General features: G+C 45.4%; 18 protein-coding genes. 5 read left to right on the top strand and 13 right to left on the bottom strand.

From position 1 onward, the window contains the following. Positions 1–415: 415 nt before the first annotated feature. Both moaA and FHS45_RS03765 read right to left on the bottom strand, forming a co-directional pair. Positions 416–1,435 carry a GTP 3',8-cyclase MoaA gene (moaA, locus tag FHS45_RS03770; protein ID WP_062445503.1) on the bottom strand — a complete coding sequence of 340 codons (1,020 nt, stop codon included), beginning with the start codon at positions 1,433–1,435 and terminating at the stop codon, positions 416–418. 37 nt (positions 1,436–1,472) lie between these two features. Continuing rightward, positions 1,473–2,738: a molybdopterin molybdotransferase MoeA gene (locus FHS45_RS03765; protein WP_062447888.1), complete on the bottom strand. Its 1,266-nt coding sequence runs from the start codon at positions 2,736–2,738 to the stop codon at positions 1,473–1,475. Between the two features lie 405 nt (positions 2,739–3,143). Between FHS45_RS03765 and FHS45_RS03760 the strand changes: the two genes are divergently transcribed. Then, positions 3,144–4,493, top strand: a complete 1,350-nt coding sequence (locus FHS45_RS03760) for a dihydrolipoyl dehydrogenase family protein (RefSeq protein ID WP_062445500.1) — start codon at positions 3,144–3,146, stop codon at positions 4,491–4,493. Positions 4,494–4,555: 62 nt separating this feature from the next. On the opposite strand, the gene FHS45_RS20310 is transcribed toward FHS45_RS03760, so the two are convergent. The 4 genes from FHS45_RS20310 to FHS45_RS03745 all read right to left on the bottom strand — a co-directional run bounded on the left by FHS45_RS20310 (position 4,556) and on the right by FHS45_RS03745 (position 6,235). Further along, entirely contained in the window at positions 4,556–4,690 is a 135-nt protein-coding gene (locus tag FHS45_RS20310; protein ID WP_258953977.1) for a hypothetical protein, read from the bottom strand. Between the two features lie 121 nt (positions 4,691–4,811). Further along, complete coding sequence (locus tag FHS45_RS03755; protein WP_148350106.1) at positions 4,812–4,946, bottom strand: YrzI family small protein; 135 nt, start codon at positions 4,944–4,946, stop codon at positions 4,812–4,814. 111 nt (positions 4,947–5,057) lie between these two features. Beyond that, positions 5,058–5,195 (bottom strand): hypothetical protein, encoded by a 138-nt coding sequence (locus tag FHS45_RS03750; protein ID WP_157620188.1) that lies wholly within the window; start codon positions 5,193–5,195, stop codon positions 5,058–5,060. Positions 5,196–5,692: 497 nt separating this feature from the next. Beyond that, complete coding sequence (locus FHS45_RS03745) at positions 5,693–6,235, bottom strand: HD domain-containing protein (protein WP_062445498.1); 543 nt, start codon at positions 6,233–6,235, stop codon at positions 5,693–5,695. 298 nt (positions 6,236–6,533) lie between these two features. Between FHS45_RS03745 and FHS45_RS03740 the strand changes: the two genes are divergently transcribed. The 3 genes from FHS45_RS03740 to FHS45_RS03730 all read left to right on the top strand — a co-directional run bounded on the left by FHS45_RS03740 (position 6,534) and on the right by FHS45_RS03730 (position 7,831). Continuing rightward, the gene (locus FHS45_RS03740; RefSeq protein WP_062445497.1) at positions 6,534–6,866 is read left to right on the top strand and encodes a hypothetical protein; all 333 of its coding nucleotides are present in this window, start codon (positions 6,534–6,536) and stop codon (positions 6,864–6,866) included. 39 nt (positions 6,867–6,905) lie between these two features. Then, positions 6,906–7,061, top strand: coding sequence for a hypothetical protein (locus FHS45_RS03735; RefSeq protein WP_166761355.1), 156 nt, complete (start codon positions 6,906–6,908; stop codon positions 7,059–7,061). Between the two features lie 209 nt (positions 7,062–7,270). Beyond that, a complete protein-coding gene (locus FHS45_RS03730) occupies positions 7,271–7,831 on the top strand; it encodes an FAD-dependent oxidoreductase (protein WP_062445495.1) in 561 nt (186 codons plus the stop codon). Between the two features lie 77 nt (positions 7,832–7,908). Here FHS45_RS03730 and FHS45_RS03725 read toward each other — a convergent pair whose 3' ends face one another. Further along, positions 7,909–8,400 carry a hypothetical protein gene (locus FHS45_RS03725; RefSeq protein ID WP_062445493.1) on the bottom strand — a complete coding sequence of 164 codons (492 nt, stop codon included), beginning with the start codon at positions 8,398–8,400 and terminating at the stop codon, positions 7,909–7,911. A 447-nt stretch (positions 8,401–8,847) separates the two neighbouring features. After that, complete coding sequence (corA, locus tag FHS45_RS03720) at positions 8,848–9,795, bottom strand: magnesium/cobalt transporter CorA (RefSeq protein ID WP_062445491.1); 948 nt, start codon at positions 9,793–9,795, stop codon at positions 8,848–8,850. A gap of 143 nt (positions 9,796–9,938) precedes the next feature. Here corA and FHS45_RS03715 point away from each other — a divergent pair, with 143 nt between their 5' ends. Then, positions 9,939–10,544 (top strand): GNAT family N-acetyltransferase, encoded by a 606-nt coding sequence (locus FHS45_RS03715; protein ID WP_062445489.1) that lies wholly within the window; start codon positions 9,939–9,941, stop codon positions 10,542–10,544. A 209-nt stretch (positions 10,545–10,753) separates the two neighbouring features. Here FHS45_RS03715 and FHS45_RS03710 read toward each other — a convergent pair whose 3' ends face one another. The 5 genes from FHS45_RS03710 to FHS45_RS03690 form a co-directional block, all read right to left on the bottom strand. Next, positions 10,754–11,743 (bottom strand): nuclease-related domain-containing protein, encoded by a 990-nt coding sequence (locus tag FHS45_RS03710; protein ID WP_062445487.1) that lies wholly within the window; start codon positions 11,741–11,743, stop codon positions 10,754–10,756. 148 nt (positions 11,744–11,891) lie between these two features. Then, entirely contained in the window at positions 11,892–12,671 is a 780-nt protein-coding gene (locus tag FHS45_RS03705) for an energy-coupling factor transporter transmembrane component T family protein (protein ID WP_062445485.1), read from the bottom strand. Further along, a complete protein-coding gene (locus FHS45_RS03700; protein WP_062445483.1) occupies positions 12,652–14,313 on the bottom strand; it encodes an ABC transporter ATP-binding protein in 1,662 nt (553 codons plus the stop codon). Before FHS45_RS03700 ends, FHS45_RS03705 begins: the two co-directional genes overlap by 20 nt. Continuing rightward, entirely contained in the window at positions 14,300–14,884 is a 585-nt protein-coding gene (locus FHS45_RS03695) for an ECF transporter S component (protein ID WP_062445481.1), read from the bottom strand. Before FHS45_RS03695 ends, FHS45_RS03700 begins: the two co-directional genes overlap by 14 nt. Further along, positions 14,877–15,479: a YkoF family thiamine/hydroxymethylpyrimidine-binding protein gene (locus FHS45_RS03690; protein WP_181949533.1), complete on the bottom strand. Its 603-nt coding sequence runs from the start codon at positions 15,477–15,479 to the stop codon at positions 14,877–14,879. Before FHS45_RS03690 ends, FHS45_RS03695 begins: the two co-directional genes overlap by 8 nt. Positions 15,480–15,552: the final 73 nt, after the last annotated feature.

The raw sequence follows: 15,552 nt of genomic DNA, 5'->3' as shown, positions 1-15,552 counted from the left end.
CATCCACTCCCACTTTATGTATCTGATTTCATTATAGAGTAGCAAGCCCTATTCGGCAAAAAGTTTCTATTTTAGGTTCTCTGACAGGCGGCTGCTTCCGCTGCCAAAAGTTGAGGAAGGGGTCCGGGAAATAACTCGCTTTCCGCGGGGAAGGCGGCAAGCCTCCTCGAGCTAAAAGCTCTGCGGGGTCTTGCCAGCCCTTCCTTTCCCGCTGGAGTCTCGTCATTTTCCTCCCCCCTTTAGCCTTTTAATAGTTTCACGGAAGCTACGGTGAATTTTCCCGAAGCATTATATAGAATACTTTTGGCATAAAAATTACGTTTTTAAAAAGCTTAGAGACATAAAGAGCCTCTAAGCTTTTCCATGATATTTTTATGACACTACGTTTGACTGATATTTTAGATGGTGGACGTTGTCAGCCGCCGATGTAGGACATTTCGATTTTTTCTCGTTTGAGCGGTTTTCCTTCTGCACGTTCATCGGAATAACGGTCGGTGCGACCGCTCCAGAGTTTGATCAGCTCCAGGATCAATTGGTGATCGCTGGCATTTTCCCGAAGCGGCGTCTTGATATCATAGCCTTCGGTTGCGAACAGGCAGGTGTATAGCTTGCCGTCTGCGGAAAGCCTGATTCTTGTGCAGCTGCCGCAGAAGGAGTCTGTTACAGAGGAAATGACACCTATTTCACCGCCGCCATCGAGATAACGGTAGCGTGAGGCGACTTCCCCGTAATAATTCTGCTCGACCGGCTCGAGGGGCATTTCCCCACTGATACGATCGACGATTTCCTGTTTAGAAACGACGGTATCCATGTTCCAGCCGTTATGGTTGCCGACATCCATGAACTCAATGAACCGGAGGATAACGTCTGAATCTTTGAAGTAACGGGCCATCGGCAGAATCTGGCTATCGTTCAGGCCTTTTTTCACGACCATATTAATCTTGACCTGGAGTCCTGCTTCCTGTGCCGCTTCAATCCCTTTCAGCACGGGCTTTGTTTTGACGCCGCGGCCATTGATTTCCTTAAAGACATCATCTTCAATAGCATCGAGACTAAGGTTAACCCGGTCAAGGCCAGCCTCTTTCAGCTTTTTCGCCTGCTTCGTCAAAAATACACCGTTGGTGGTGATGGCAATATCTTTGATGCCATCAATAGCATACAAGCGTTTGATCAGCTGATTGAGATTCTTCCGCAGTAACGGTTCGCCACCGGTGATACGGATTTTTTCTGTTCCGAACTTCGCAAATATTTCCGTAAGACGGACAATTTCATCGAAACTCAACAGTTCTTTGAATGGTAAAAACCGATAATCTTCCCCGAAAATTTCGGCTGGCATGCAGTAGGTGCAGCGGAAATTGCACTGGTCGATGACCGAAATCCGCAAATCTTTCATTGGGCGGTTCAATCGGTCCCGGATATATTGGGTATCTGTCATGAGTAAATCACTTCTCCTTTACTCCCGTTAACAGGAGCTATTCAAACGTTGCCTGGCCTGTGGAATCCTCAAGTAGAATCGCCTGTACGGCATTACCTGCTGCGAATCCTCTTGTTCCTCCTGGAAGCATTATCAATGCATCAGTATTCGCGAGCGTCGTAACGACTGCTGACTTGTCCATTCCTGCCGGGCTCACCAGCACTTTTCCCTCTTCATAATGGATATACCCACGTACAAATCTGGTAAATGGGTTTGGTTTAGGAAAGTCTTTTCCAAGAATGGCAGCTATTTTCCTATGATACGGTTTTGCCACACCTGAATAGCGCTGGATGACTGGAAATGTATATAATTCAAACCCGACATAGCATGCGGATGGGTTGCCGGAGAGACCGAACAACAGCTTGCCGTCTTTTTCCGCCACAGTGGTGACGCTGCCCGGGCGCATCGCGATTTTATTGAACAATACTTGCGCTTCCAGCTTTTCATAGATTTCCGGCATCAGATCGAAATCACCGACCGAAACGCCCCCGGTCGTTATCAGCATATCTACTTCTGCGAAAGCGTTTGTTACAGCCTGGTAGCACGTATCGAAATCGTCTTCCAGTTTGCCATAATACTTGACAATCCCGCCGGCACGTTCGATTTGGGCGGCAATCATATAAGCATTCGAGTTTCTGATTTTACCCGGCTGCAGCTTTTCGTCCACGTCGAGCAGTTCGGTTCCGGTCGCAAAAAGACCAACCACCGGCCGCCTGCCGACTTTTACGGTCGGATAGCCGAAAGTCGCGAGTAGCGCTTTTACACCGGGATTTATATTTGTTCCTTTTTCTACAAGCACATCGCCATGTGACGTTTCCGATCCTTTTTCGATGACATTCTGGCCTTCTTCCATTTGCCGTTTGATGGTCATATAGCTTTTGCCATTCTCTTCCTGTGTCTGGCAGATTTCAAACATCGCCACACAGTCGGCACCTTCCGGGATCTCTGCCCCGGTCATAATCCGGACCGCTTCCCCACTTTCGATTGGCCTACTTGCCCGATGACCGGCACCGACTTGTTCGATGACATGGAAGGTGACCGGGTTGTCTGAGCCAGCCTCCTTCGTATCCTCTGCTTTCAATGCAAATCCGTCGTATGGAGACTTATGGAATGGCGGTATTGGATGAGAAGCTGTAATGTCCTCGGCGAGGATGCGGTTTTCGCATTCGTTAATGGAAACCTCTTCTGTCCCGCCAAATCGGGCATACTCCATCACTTTCGTTACTGCATCGGTTACTGGAATCGGTTTGCGGTCGAACTTCATATCAACAATCCTTTCCGTGTCGCACATCTATTGAAAATCTTCTTATCTGTCATTCTAACGTAAATCCATCCTATTTTGTAAAATTATGATTGATATTAGAAAAGCGCAAGCGCCCTGAAAGACACGACACGCATAAGCAAAACGGCTGGAGGAAGGCGTTTTTTCCTTCCGCAAGACGGGTTGCTTATGTCGCGAGAGTCTGGGCGCTGAAGCTAGCCAACACTTCGCAGCGAAATTTTATACTTTCTTATCTTTGAACAATTTCCCTTATTATAACAAGAGGAATGTGACTTCTACGCGTCAAAATCTTAACGTTTGTTGAACTATTATTAAAAGACGAGGGCTGTTTTTTATTTATGGATTAGGGGTAAATTAATGAATAGCTAAATGATGGAGGGATGTAACATGAATACTACATACGATGTGATTGTCATCGGTACCGGGGTAGCCGGAAGTACCGTGGCAACGAAAGCACAAAAAGCAGGCATGGAGGTGGCCGTGGTTGATGAACGTCCGTTTGGCGGCACCTGTCCGCAACGTGGGTGTGATCCCAAAAAAGTAATGACTGGCATAAGCAGAATTGTTGATGATGCCAGGCGGGTGAAAGGTCTTGGGCTGGACGGCGAGGTATCTTTGAATTGGAAAGACCTGCTGGCGTTTAAAAATGAATTCACCGAACCGGTCCCACAAGGAACAGAAGAAAAGTTTCAGGCACTGGGTATCAAGCAATATCACGGGACCGCAACCTTTCTTGATCCTCACACATTAAAGATCGGCGAGGAAAATGTCACGGCAAAATACATTGTGATCGCAACCGGGGCGAAACCTGCTGACCTACCTTTTGAGGGCTCTGATCATCTGATTTCCAGTGATCATTTTTTTGAAATGGACCAGCTGCCGGACCGCCTGATGTTTGTAGGCGGCGGGTATATTTCCTTTGAATTCGCCCAGCTGGCGGCTCGTCTCGGAAAAGAAGTACTCATTATTCACCGGGGAAGGAATGTCCTGGAAAATCATGATTTTGAGATTACCAACAAACTGATCGAACATACGAAGGATTTGGGTATAGAAATTCACACGAATACGGAAGTAACTAAAATTACGAAACTCGATAGCGGCTATAAAATAGATGTTAAGAAATTCAACCATGAACATGCGATGAAAGCGGACATGGTCTTTCACGGGGCAGGACGGGCTCCGAATATCGATCACCTTGGGCTGGAGAACGCAGGAATCGAATACTCCCAAAAAGGTATTAAGGTGAATGAAAACCATCAATCCGTCCCCCATCAGCACATCTATGCAGCCGGTGATTGCGCCGATACTGGGCTGCCTCCACTGACACCAACTGCCGGAGCAGAGGCTGCGAGACTGACAGGTCATCTCCTGCACGGAGAAAATCAGGAACCATTTCGAAAACCTGTACCGTCGATTGTCTTTACCTATCCGGCGCTCGGTTCGGTCGGACTGAGCCAGCAGGAAGCACGGGAAAATCACATCCCGTACGAGGCGGAATCCAAAACAATTACTAAGTTTTTTACGTATCAGCGAACAAAAGAGCCTGGTGCTTACGCCAAAATTTTAATGAACCCTTCCACCGGGCAAATTATCGGTGCTCACTTTTTATCCAGCGAAGCGGAGCACCTCGTCAACCTGTTTGCGCTCGCTATCCAGCAGGGTCTGACGAAAGACGATTTGACCTCTGTCCTTTGGGGATACCCAACTGCAGAAAGCGACATCCCAAGCTTTTTTTAGTACGGTTACTAAGTATTACAACTATAAGCGGGACCCCTGTCACAGGGATCCCGCTTTTAATGTCAGTAATTGATTTGTTTCAATTTGATATCGTCAAGGCGGCGCTGGATCCGCTGGTGATGTAGCTCTTCCCGGACCAATTCCGCTTTCGTACGTTTGACAATCGATTTATTGAAAAATAAGATATTCAATTTCATTAGTTTATTCCCCTTCCATAGTTACCTAGTGAGTTCAGCTACGCGCTATCCTTCTCCACATTTAACCATTGCATGAACCTGATCATCTTAATCATCGTAACTCACCCTTTCTGTCAGTTTTTTATAGTTGCAAATGTTTGAGTTTCATCTCATCCATGTGCCGCTTGATTTCCTGCTGACGGCGTTCTTGCCGTGAAATTTCTTCCTTTGATTTCTTTTTGATGATAATGGTGAAAAAAAGCATATTAATCCTCATCGTTTTCCCTCCCTTCTTCAGGGACTAGTGATCTGCACCCAACTCCTCGTTCGACCAGCTGGTGAATTTCAACATGTAACCAATCATGATAAAACTCCTCTCCCTTATGTTTTAGAATCTGGACATATACATCATCTTACGGTCAAACCATTCTTCTTCCGGGGTGCGATGGTATTTCTGATCTTTTGTCCCAGCTGCTTTCTTCCTTTTTTCAATTCTGATCGTAAAGATAAAAAACGGTATCGTCATGGTTACCCACCTCCTTTAAAAGGGTTTTTTATAGTTAAGAATGGCTTATGCATTCTTTAACTGCATGAGAAAAAGCCACAGGGGGACACCTGTGGCTTTCACGTTTGTTTGCATGCCTGCACAGCCTATAGCTGAGATCCAGGGCACACGAAATTAAAAAAACCACAAGTCAATCCTATGACCGACCTGTGGCAGATATGCACGAAAGAAATATAGTCAGAATATTAAAACTTGACGTATAGTGCAGAGGTCGATCGATTGTTGTTATTCAATTGGTTGAAATAAACAGTCATCATTTTCATTGTGTTCGACCTCGCTTTCTCGGAATTTTTTTCCTACACTGGAAATTATATAAAAAGTCCTAACAAAAGTAAAGCCTATTTTTAGAAACACTTGGCTTATCGCCAAGTCCTAATAGCGAAAGCCTTAGTGTTTCTTATACTTTTATCCTTTAACAAAGTTAAACCTTTTTAAAGTATGAAAATAAGTTATACTATTTAACCGGTCGTTGATCTCGAGGCATCCCCCGCCTGGAATTCAGCGATCATTTGATCAAGTTTCTTCAGCAGCCTAATCGCTTCCGAACGGGACATTTCTTTATAATGGTGAAGTCCTCCAGGCTGTTCATCCATATTATCCGCTTCTGTCACCACCTGCTGGAGATCCGTCCGTTTGCCGTCCAGTTCAAATGGAAGGTAACTGTCCGTATGAAGCAGTACAGCCAGAGACACGTCCTTTGCGACAAGACGGTCTTCCCCGAGCCGGATCAACAGTTTATGTGCACGCTCTGCCCCTTTGATCGCGTGGATATCGTGCCGCCGGTACTCTTCGTAATCCCACTTTCCATCCCGATACCATTCATAATGTCCCATATCGTGGAGTAGTGCTGCCTTGGCAGCTAAATCGACATCGACTCCCCGCCTGGAAGCAAGGTCAAATGCATTATAGGCAACGGAGACGGCATGGTTGACACCGGAGCGCTGCAAATATTTTTGTGTAACGCGATGTTTGAAAATTGTAACCAATGATACTTTCGACATAGCAACCCCTCCGCCTGAATTTTTTTATAGACTAATATAGCAGTTCGGTATTAGAAATACAAGTAAGTATTATCACTATGCCCTCCTGCTCCGGCTTTAAACATCTTTGTGAAATAGGGAACATAGCATTTTTCCTCCCTCAACGTGTCTCTGCTTTTGAAGTGTATGCGAACGAGCAGAAGATGGTGACAGCAGTAGGTTCACAGGGTCAAAAGTACTATTTGACAGGAGTAATGTTTGATAGGCATCAGGGCAGGGTAACTTTTAACCAACACAAAAAAATTATGAGGTGATTAGCTTGAAAGAACTAACATCCTATCAAATACATTTAAATCAATCGGTTACTACTTCTGAAATCATCGATATTCATAAATTTGTATCTAAAAGTGAATGTGAAATCTACTTACACCAGGGGCAGTTAATTGCGGATGCCAGCATCATGCCGAAGCTGATGTCATTCTTTTTACTGGCGAACACGAAAAAATCGATTAAGATGATTATTGATGGAAATAACGCGGAAAAGGCTCATGAAAAAATCGAGCAGATTCTGAGCAAACAAATCAAACAGTCCGATCAACGCGTGAAGTATTCCGGTTCCATGGCAGAACAGCATATTTCTATCGTTGTGTAAAAATTGCAGGCTATCTTTCCAAAAAAGGAGTGATCGAACATGGCAGACGATCGCGACGTAGACATTGAACGGAAAGAAAAAAAGAAAGATTCCAGCAAGGTCGGCGTAGCAGCTATCAAATATATAACGTATTTAATTATTTTCTTCGGAATCTTATGGTTTTTAATTAATTATGTAGTCGGACCTTTGCTATAATTCAGCGATAACTCCTCTGATGAGGGGATTATCACATAAATCATCCTTTTCTCCATCTTAGGACAACGCCCGCCTGGAAATCCAGACGGGCGTTGTTCATTTTTTTATGATTCTGTAATCACCTCCTGCTAAAGAGCAATTATTTTCAAAATAATCGAACGTTTCGTTATAATAGCAGGTGAATACGTTTTCAAAAGGAGTGGAATTTAATGTTTGATATTGCCATTATCGGTGCAGGACCGGCTGGTGCCAGTGCCGCATTGTTCGCCGCCAAAGCCGGAAAAAAGGTTGTTATGTTCGACCATGGGAAAAGCATTACAGCGAAAGCCTGGGTGGAAAATCATTATGGTGTAAAAAAAATCGAAGGTCCGGAATTATTGAAAACAGGTCAGGAGCAGGCAACGAAGTTCGGGGCAGAATTAAAAGAAGAAGAAGTGAATGCAATCGAGGAAAGTGGTTCCGGGTATACATTGAAAACTGAGAATAACAGCTATGAAGCGACACACGTCATTTTCGCTACCGGCATGTCGGCAAAACTGGCAGAAGAGACCGGCTTGACGGTGCAAGATGGTACAGAACCTCGCGTGGCTAAGATCATCAAAGCTGACGCTCAGGGCAAAACCGACAAGAAAAATGTCTGGGCAGCTGGTACCGTCGCCGGCGTCAGCGTCCATACCATCATCACCTCTGGACACGGCGCCCACGTCGCGATCAATGTCATCAGTGAACTAAACGGTGAACGCTACGTCGACCATGATATTCTGAAATAATCCAGTATATAGGGGGTGATAGCGAATCCTATCAACCCCCTGTTTTTGTTTTTTCCCCTATTGAACTTACCCAGGTTTCATATCGGCCAGGCGACATAAGTGAGGAATTCATGAAACACCAGGACAACAAAACAAAATAAAAATAACTTATTATACGACTTACTTTCTTTTCCCAACGTTAAAAACAACCAGCCCGACATTAAAATAAATAGAAGGAGAGACAATACTTCCATATACTGCACCTGTTGATTCGCTCCGAGCATCGGGATAACCATCCACCCCATAATCGCAGCCATGACCCCGTGGACCATCGCCCCCCACTGTAAACTCGCTTCCACACGGATAACAAGGCTCACCACGCCCGCAGCCACTGCGCCGATTATTAACACAGGTACGAGCGCCATATTTAGAAACGATAACAAGCTGCTTACATAAAGAACGAGTAAAATGATGACAGCCATACGTATTTCGTTTACGTACCTCTTTTCTTCCATCGCCCGTATTTTTCCTATGACAGAAATCGATAAGATAAGCAAAATAACCATCAGCACCATCCAGGATGCTATCATATCCACCGCCCCCCACAGCATCCTATGCAGAAGAGAGGGTGGACATGCACAACGCCTTGTAGACAGACAAAATCCCTCTTATTTTTCAACAAGAGGGAAAGGTGCAATTATCGCGGGCGGCGTTCTTCCACTTCTTTGGAGATTTCATATTCATTGAAATACATAACATCACTTCCTTTCCGGATAATTGATAATCAGATGTGCCGGCGTTGCATTTTGAGCCATACGTCGCGATACGGATTCCGCTTCGTGTTATCGACCCATTTTTTTAAGAAGTTCATGTCTATCTCCTCCGTTTATTTTTCTTAACTTAATTATAGGTATTTTCCATTTTTTCCATAACGGCCAGCCGAGTGATTTCGTATCCTCCTCTGGACGGAACTTTCTTTCCAACTGAAAAAGGTGCCCGCTTCCTCCTGATGAGGAAACGGGCACCTTTTTTAACGATTAATCGAACCAGCCTTTTTTCTTAAACCAGATGATCATGGCGACGGACAGGGCAATCATGATAAACCAGACAAGTGGATACGCGAAAGGTTCATCCAATTCAGGCATATTCTCAAAGTTCATGCCATAAACCCCGGCGATGAACGTGAGCGGCATGAAAATGACCGAGATTACCGTCAGCACCTGCATGGTTTTATTTTGCTGATGGGAAGTCAATGATAAATAACTGTCCCTTATATCCTGGGTAAGGTCACGATTTGATGCAATCACATCCGCCAGCTTGATCAGATGGTCATGGACATCAGCAAAGTATTCCTTCCCCTGTTTCATACCGTCCAGATGATGGGAATTGAGAATCCGGTACAACAGATCACGCATCGGATGGATCGTCTGCCTCATTGTCAGCAGTTCACTGCGCCGGTCGAACAATTGCTCCAGCAGTTTGTCGATGGATAGATTTTGTGTATTATCTTCGATTTCATTAATATGATCCTCGATTTCATAGATGATAGGAAAGTAATTGTCGACGACCAAATCGAAGATATAATGCAGTACATAATATTCTTCCCATTTCGGACGCTCTTTCTTTACCATTCGCATTACGTGATTCATCATCGGCAATTCACTTTTATGATAGGTAATGATGAAGTCTTCACCAAAGAAAATATCGATTTCCTGTTTTTTTAATGTGTTAGCATCAATGGAATGAATGACTATCAATGTATGATCTTCATAATAATCCATTTTAGGCCGCTGCAGATCATGAATGCAGTCTTCTATCGCGAGCGGATGAAAGTGAAAATAACTATCTAATAGATCTGTTTCTTCCCGGCTCGGGCGATCGAAATCAAGCCAATACCAGCCAATATCCTCTCGATTCTTCAATGGATTCAGGGTATTATCTTCAATCAACTCTCCCTCTTTCGTATAAGCTATTAATTTCAACATCTGAAAAACCCTTCCTGATTCTACATATGACTTCTATTTATATTACCCGACTCGACTGGTGGCAAACACTTTTTTGTCACAGGGGTAATTACCCGTGCAAGTATGATAGGATAAAGAAGAAGGATTATTGCGGGGGTGATGGTATGACTGCTGAAGATACCTTGCTCGCAGGCAGAAGCGTGACATTGCGAAGCATTTCAGACAAAGATCATGAATCCTTATGGAAATTGATTTATAAAAAGACGGACCCGGAATGGAAAAAGTGGGATGCACCCTATTACCCGCTTGAGCCGCACACGTTAGACAGTTTCAGAAGTTATGAGCGGGCGCGGAAAGAACGATTAGGTGCGGAGGAACCTGACTCCCGCCTGATTATTGAAGTAAAGGGAGAAATTATTGGCACCGTCAGCTATTACTGGGAGCATAAGCCTTCCAGGTGGCTTGAGGTCGGCATCGGCATTTACCGGGCGGAGTACTGGAATGGTGGTTATGGCAGCGAGGCGCTGAAGTTGTGGATCGATCACCTCTTCTCTTCCCTTCCGCTTGCCCGTGTCGGCTTGACGACGTGGTCGAAAAACGAGCGGATGATGCGTGTCGCTGAAAAGCTTGGCATGAAACTGGAAGGCCGGATGCGGAAATGCCGCATCTATGAAGGAAAATATTATGATTCTATCCGGATGGGTGTGCTCCGCGAAGAATGGGAGGCCGTCCATGGGTGGGCAGCAAACCAAATTAGTTCTAAATCGTGAAATCCCGTACTGCGGGATTTTTCCTTTTTTGTGTGGTTGGGTTTTGAATTATAAGTGAGACAATAACCTGGTATATGAGACACAGCATGGGATAAGAGCGAAAATGATGGCCCCATGTGAGACACTTTTAAAAATAAGAGAGACAATTTTTTGAAAAAGAGAGACAAATTCTGAAAAAAGAGAGCATGTTTTTGATTATATGAGACACTTCACTTCAGCAAATAAGCGTAATCGGTTTGATAATCAAACTCCAAGTAATACCTCCTGTTTTTCCGCATACCATTGTGCCGGAGACCATGTCTAGTTAGAAGTTTCCCTACAATATGACGATCCGTGCTTTGCAGCATCCACCTCGCTTCTTTATTCGTTATGGAATCGTTAAAAAGCAACTTGTAATCTTTTAATGCGTTAATATGTGCTTGGTTATCCATATGGCCGCAGTAGGTACATTGCCAGGATCCGTGCTTTCTTATCATTGGGAGGGAGCCGCATTCTGTACAAAGGATACCCGGCCTAATATCATCCGCTGCAAGTTTATATTTTTTCTTCATATCCATACGCAGCGGTTGATTATGTCGCTTGATACGATTGGCCAGCTTTCGTAATTCAGAGGTATCAAGCAAGCGGTACGAAAAAACATCACGAAGCGCGCTAATTTTTTCCCGTAATTTACCGGCATGAATGATGCGCTCATCAACCGCTCCTTCGCCTTGTCGTGTAAGTTGAACGTGATTGCTGACAAAGACTACGAGCGTTTCGACTGGAATTCCGGAAATTCCCTGGCTGAGCAGCCAGCTCTGCATGTGGAATGCCTGGTTTTCTGCCTGTATGACCGGGTCTTTAAAAGAACGTTCTTCCCCATAAAAGGATTGCGTCATCTGCCCGAATCCATGGTCAAATCGAACGCTGCCGGTAAAATTCTTCACTTCTATAATCAGGAAAAAGTAAGGTGTCATTACCATAGTATCGATTTGAAAATTATTACGGGAATGAAGTCTGACGCCATGCAGAAGGAACGTTTCTTTATCATGGAGCATATTCAAATGATAGTCTAAAGCTAGTTCTCCCCGATAGCCGGATTCGTATAAAGATAAGTCTGATTGGATGTTGCCCAGCTTTGGATGATTAGGGGGCAGCCGCCTTTGAATAGCTGTCAAATCCAGTACTGCCATAGGCATTTCATGCTTTTTAATTATCATGAAAACCTTCCTTTTTTATCAAAAATAAGCTGGTTCTCCGCTTCTGTCAAAACGCTGATTGTTCATTTTCAACGATGACAGTCAAACCAAAAAAACTGCTTTTAAGCAACTAAAAGCAGTTTCTCTCGTGACAAAATAAGAAGAAATTTTATAATTGGCCGTTATACCATTCAAAGTAACCCCAGCTTACAGAAGTATACACACTGACTCCATAAAGGGCCAGGACCATACCGAGGAATACCCAGTCTTTATAGGATATGTTCATGGTCCGGTAGAAGGTGCGCTGCCTGCTGCCTGTGAATCCTTTTGATTCCATAGCGACTGCTGTCCGTTCTGCTTTTCGGATGGCACTAGCGAGCAGCGGGATGACGTAACGCTTCAGTTCACGTACCCGCCCACTGATCCCTTTTCCACGATGGATCCCTCGGATGCGGTGGGCCATGCGGATCGTTTTTAACTCGGTTAACATCAGCGGTAAAAACCGGTAGCCGGCAAGTACTCCATAAGCGATCTTCGGGGACAGCTTCAATTGCTGCATTAAGCTGAGCAGAAAATCGGTTTTATTTGTTGTCAATATGAACAGTAAGGATAAAAGAGCGAAACCGAGCACGCGCAGGGCGAGTGATACGGCAACTTGAAATCCTTCCAGTGGAAAAGTTAAAAAACCAGCCTCTATCAACTTCCCTGAATGATTACTGCTGTCACTAAAGACAAGCGTCGTCCAGAAGAACCCGAAAGCGATGATAAAGAAAGGGATAAAATAAAGTGCCCACCTTTTAAAAGAGACGTGTCCGAAAAGAAAGGTGATGGTTATGATTCCAAGCGAAAATACTAGCGGCGTAATCGGATCGAAAACGAAAGCGAGCAAAAATACAGCCACAATCAGCGTGATCGCTTTCACACTGGGATTAAGCTCTTGCAGATTCAATGGTATCTGCTCCTTTCTTTGCCGCTTGTTCCAGCCGGACACGAAATGGCGGCTGTAGTTGGTGGTGAGTCAGCCAGTGCTCCCCTTTTTCCCATAACTCCTCCGGTGAACCATCAAAAGCCAGGCTCCCGTTTTCCATGACAAGTGCACGGTCTGCATGCTGATCAACCAGTTCCATATCATGGGTAACCATCACCAGGGTCGCACCTTCCTGCTGCCGTTGCTGCAATAGCGCTATAATTTCCTGTGCCGAATGTTCATCCTGTCCAAACGTCGGTTCATCCAAAACCAGCAGCCCCTGGTTCTCCACCATCATCGTCGCAATACTCAAACGACGTTTCTGACCTTGACTCAACGTATAAGGATGGCGATCTTTGTGCGCCGTTAAACCATAGTGTTCCAACATGACCTCGGTTCGTTCCTCCACCTCGGACTCTGGCCGCTCTTGCAGACGAAGCCCAAACGCGACTTCTTCAAAGACCGTATCGGCCACAAATTGATGCTCGGGACTTTGGAATACGTAGCCGACTTCCTGCCATAAGGATTCACTTCGATAATCTTCCAAGCAGTTGCCATTCAGTGTGATTGTTCCTCCTGAAGGAATCATCAACCCAGCCAGCAACAGGCTTAGCGTTGTCTTCCCCGCTCCGTTAGCTCCCACAATAGCCACCCACTCTCCTTTGTGGATGGTGGACGTAACTGGATGAATGATGTGTTTATAGCTGACATTTTCCAGGGAAAGATGAGGCATCGCCGATGAAAGTGGAATTTTCCCCTTGAAAAATCCGTGTGGAATATGTCGGGAGATAGCTTCTAATTCCAAAGGGAACGCTTTTCTATCATTGATTACACCCTGTTGCATCAGCTGATAGGCGGTCCGAAACAGATGCGGCATCCATATCCCTTCTTTTTTAATCGTCTCATAATGCTCGTGGAATCCTTGTGCCAATGGTCCGTCATAAAAAAGTTTTCCGTTACGATTCATTAGCAGGCAGCGGTCCACATAGGCCAGCCATTCATCGAGGTTATGCTCGATGATTAGCAAGCCAAGTCCTTTTTCTTGCTGAAGGGAGATAACGGTCTCCACAAACGCTTGCCTCGAGTGGGGGTCGAGCAGGGATGTCGGCTCATCTAAAATGATTAATTCCGGCTCCATAGCGAGGACACAGGCTAGGGCCAGCTTTTGTTTCATCCCGCCGGACAAGGACGTAATCGTCGCTTCCTTTACATCTGACAAGCCCACCAATCCCAGTGCCCTGTCGACTTTTTCAGCAATGACGTCAGGAGGCGTGTCGAGGTTTTCCAATCCAAATGCTACTTCATCCTCGACTGTCAGCATGCAAAACTGGCTTTCGGGCTCCTGGAACACGACACCGATCCCTCTGCTTAATTCCCCTGGATTAAACGATTCATAAGGGCGTTCCCGGTAAAGACGTTCCCCCGTCAGCTTTCCATCTAATTCTTCAGGGTACAGACCATTGAGGGTGTACATCAATGTGCTTTTGCCAGAGCCGCTTGGGCCGAGCAATAACGTGGTTTCTCCTTTAGATAGGGAAAGATTCAAGCCATGCAAAACAGGCTGTTTTGCTTCTTCATAGCTGACGTTAAGGTCTTTTATTTCAACTAAATCATGCGGCGCCATGCTTATTTCTCCTATGCTCTTTTCCAAGGGCAAAATTGTAAAGCACACCGGTTTTAGCAAGCGCGTCACTGAGTGCTTTTCCTAACAATCCTGCAATTACCGCACCGCTGATCATCCTGGCAATGAACATCGCCGCTACATATGAAGTGGCAAGAGCGGCATAGCCGGAGATAAAGTAACCCCAGACAAAGCTGAATAAGGCGGAACCCATACCTGCCCCCATCAGTACCCAGACATTGTACAAACGATAGCGGGTGGCGGCAAAGACTGCTTCTGCGCCAAGTCCCTGGATCATACCGGATACAATGAGCATCGGTCCGACAGCGTTCCCGAGCATGACTTCGATGATGGCTGCAATCGTCTCGGACAAAAACGCAGCCCCCGGCTTCCGGATAATATAAGCTGCGATAATCGATACGATAAACCAGATACCGAAAATCAAATCATAACCGATCGGTCCGAAAAAGCCGACAAGCAGCTTTCCGACTGGAAGAAACGCCAGATATACCACAGCAAAAACGACAGACAGCACCGACATGACAACTATTTCTCTCATTTTCCATTTATTCATTGTCAGTCTCCTTTTTATGGGACGGGCTGTTTGCTGAAATGGAAGCAGTCATGACAACATGACTATTGTGCTCTTGTGTGACAGTAAAAGCCTGCTCCAGTGTGGCAAAAATTTCTTTAGCCTCTCCCCTAAGCTTGGTGGCATAATGGATACTTTCCACGGCCAGCCCGCGCTGTTTTGCCGCTTCCACCTGTTCCATGATCATATCCATGTAACTGTCAGAACCAAGCGGGTACAGGGCAAAATCACAGGCGGCGTACTGATCAATGTCTGAGTTGTTCACTTTTGTATCATCTTCCGACATATAAACGTCCCCTTCGGTGTCCCCGGGGCAGCCGACGGAATACGTTCCTGAAAAAGCGACATGATGACCGGTTTTGGCAGCTTGAGCGAAAATCGCCTGAGTAACATCGAAAACATGAGGAAGCCTGCCTCTGATACAGGTACTGACATCATCGGTCTGCATCCATACTTTTGACGTATCCACTTCCTCTAGAGCTCCCAGAATGACAGATACGAAGTCTTCGGTCATAGGATGTACCGAAAAACGGCACCCGACAATCCTGCTTGTTCCATTGCATACTTGGTTGTCCATAATAAACCCTCCATTTTAATAATTTTTCACATATAAAAAACTGCATCCCGCGGGGGGAATGCAGTTCGAAGGG

Source organism: Thalassobacillus devorans, from assembly GCF_011761345.1.
Classification (GTDB): domain Bacteria; phylum Bacillota; class Bacilli; order Bacillales; family Halobacillaceae; genus Thalassobacillus; species Thalassobacillus devorans.
This window is presented reverse-complemented; position numbering and strand designations above follow the sequence as displayed.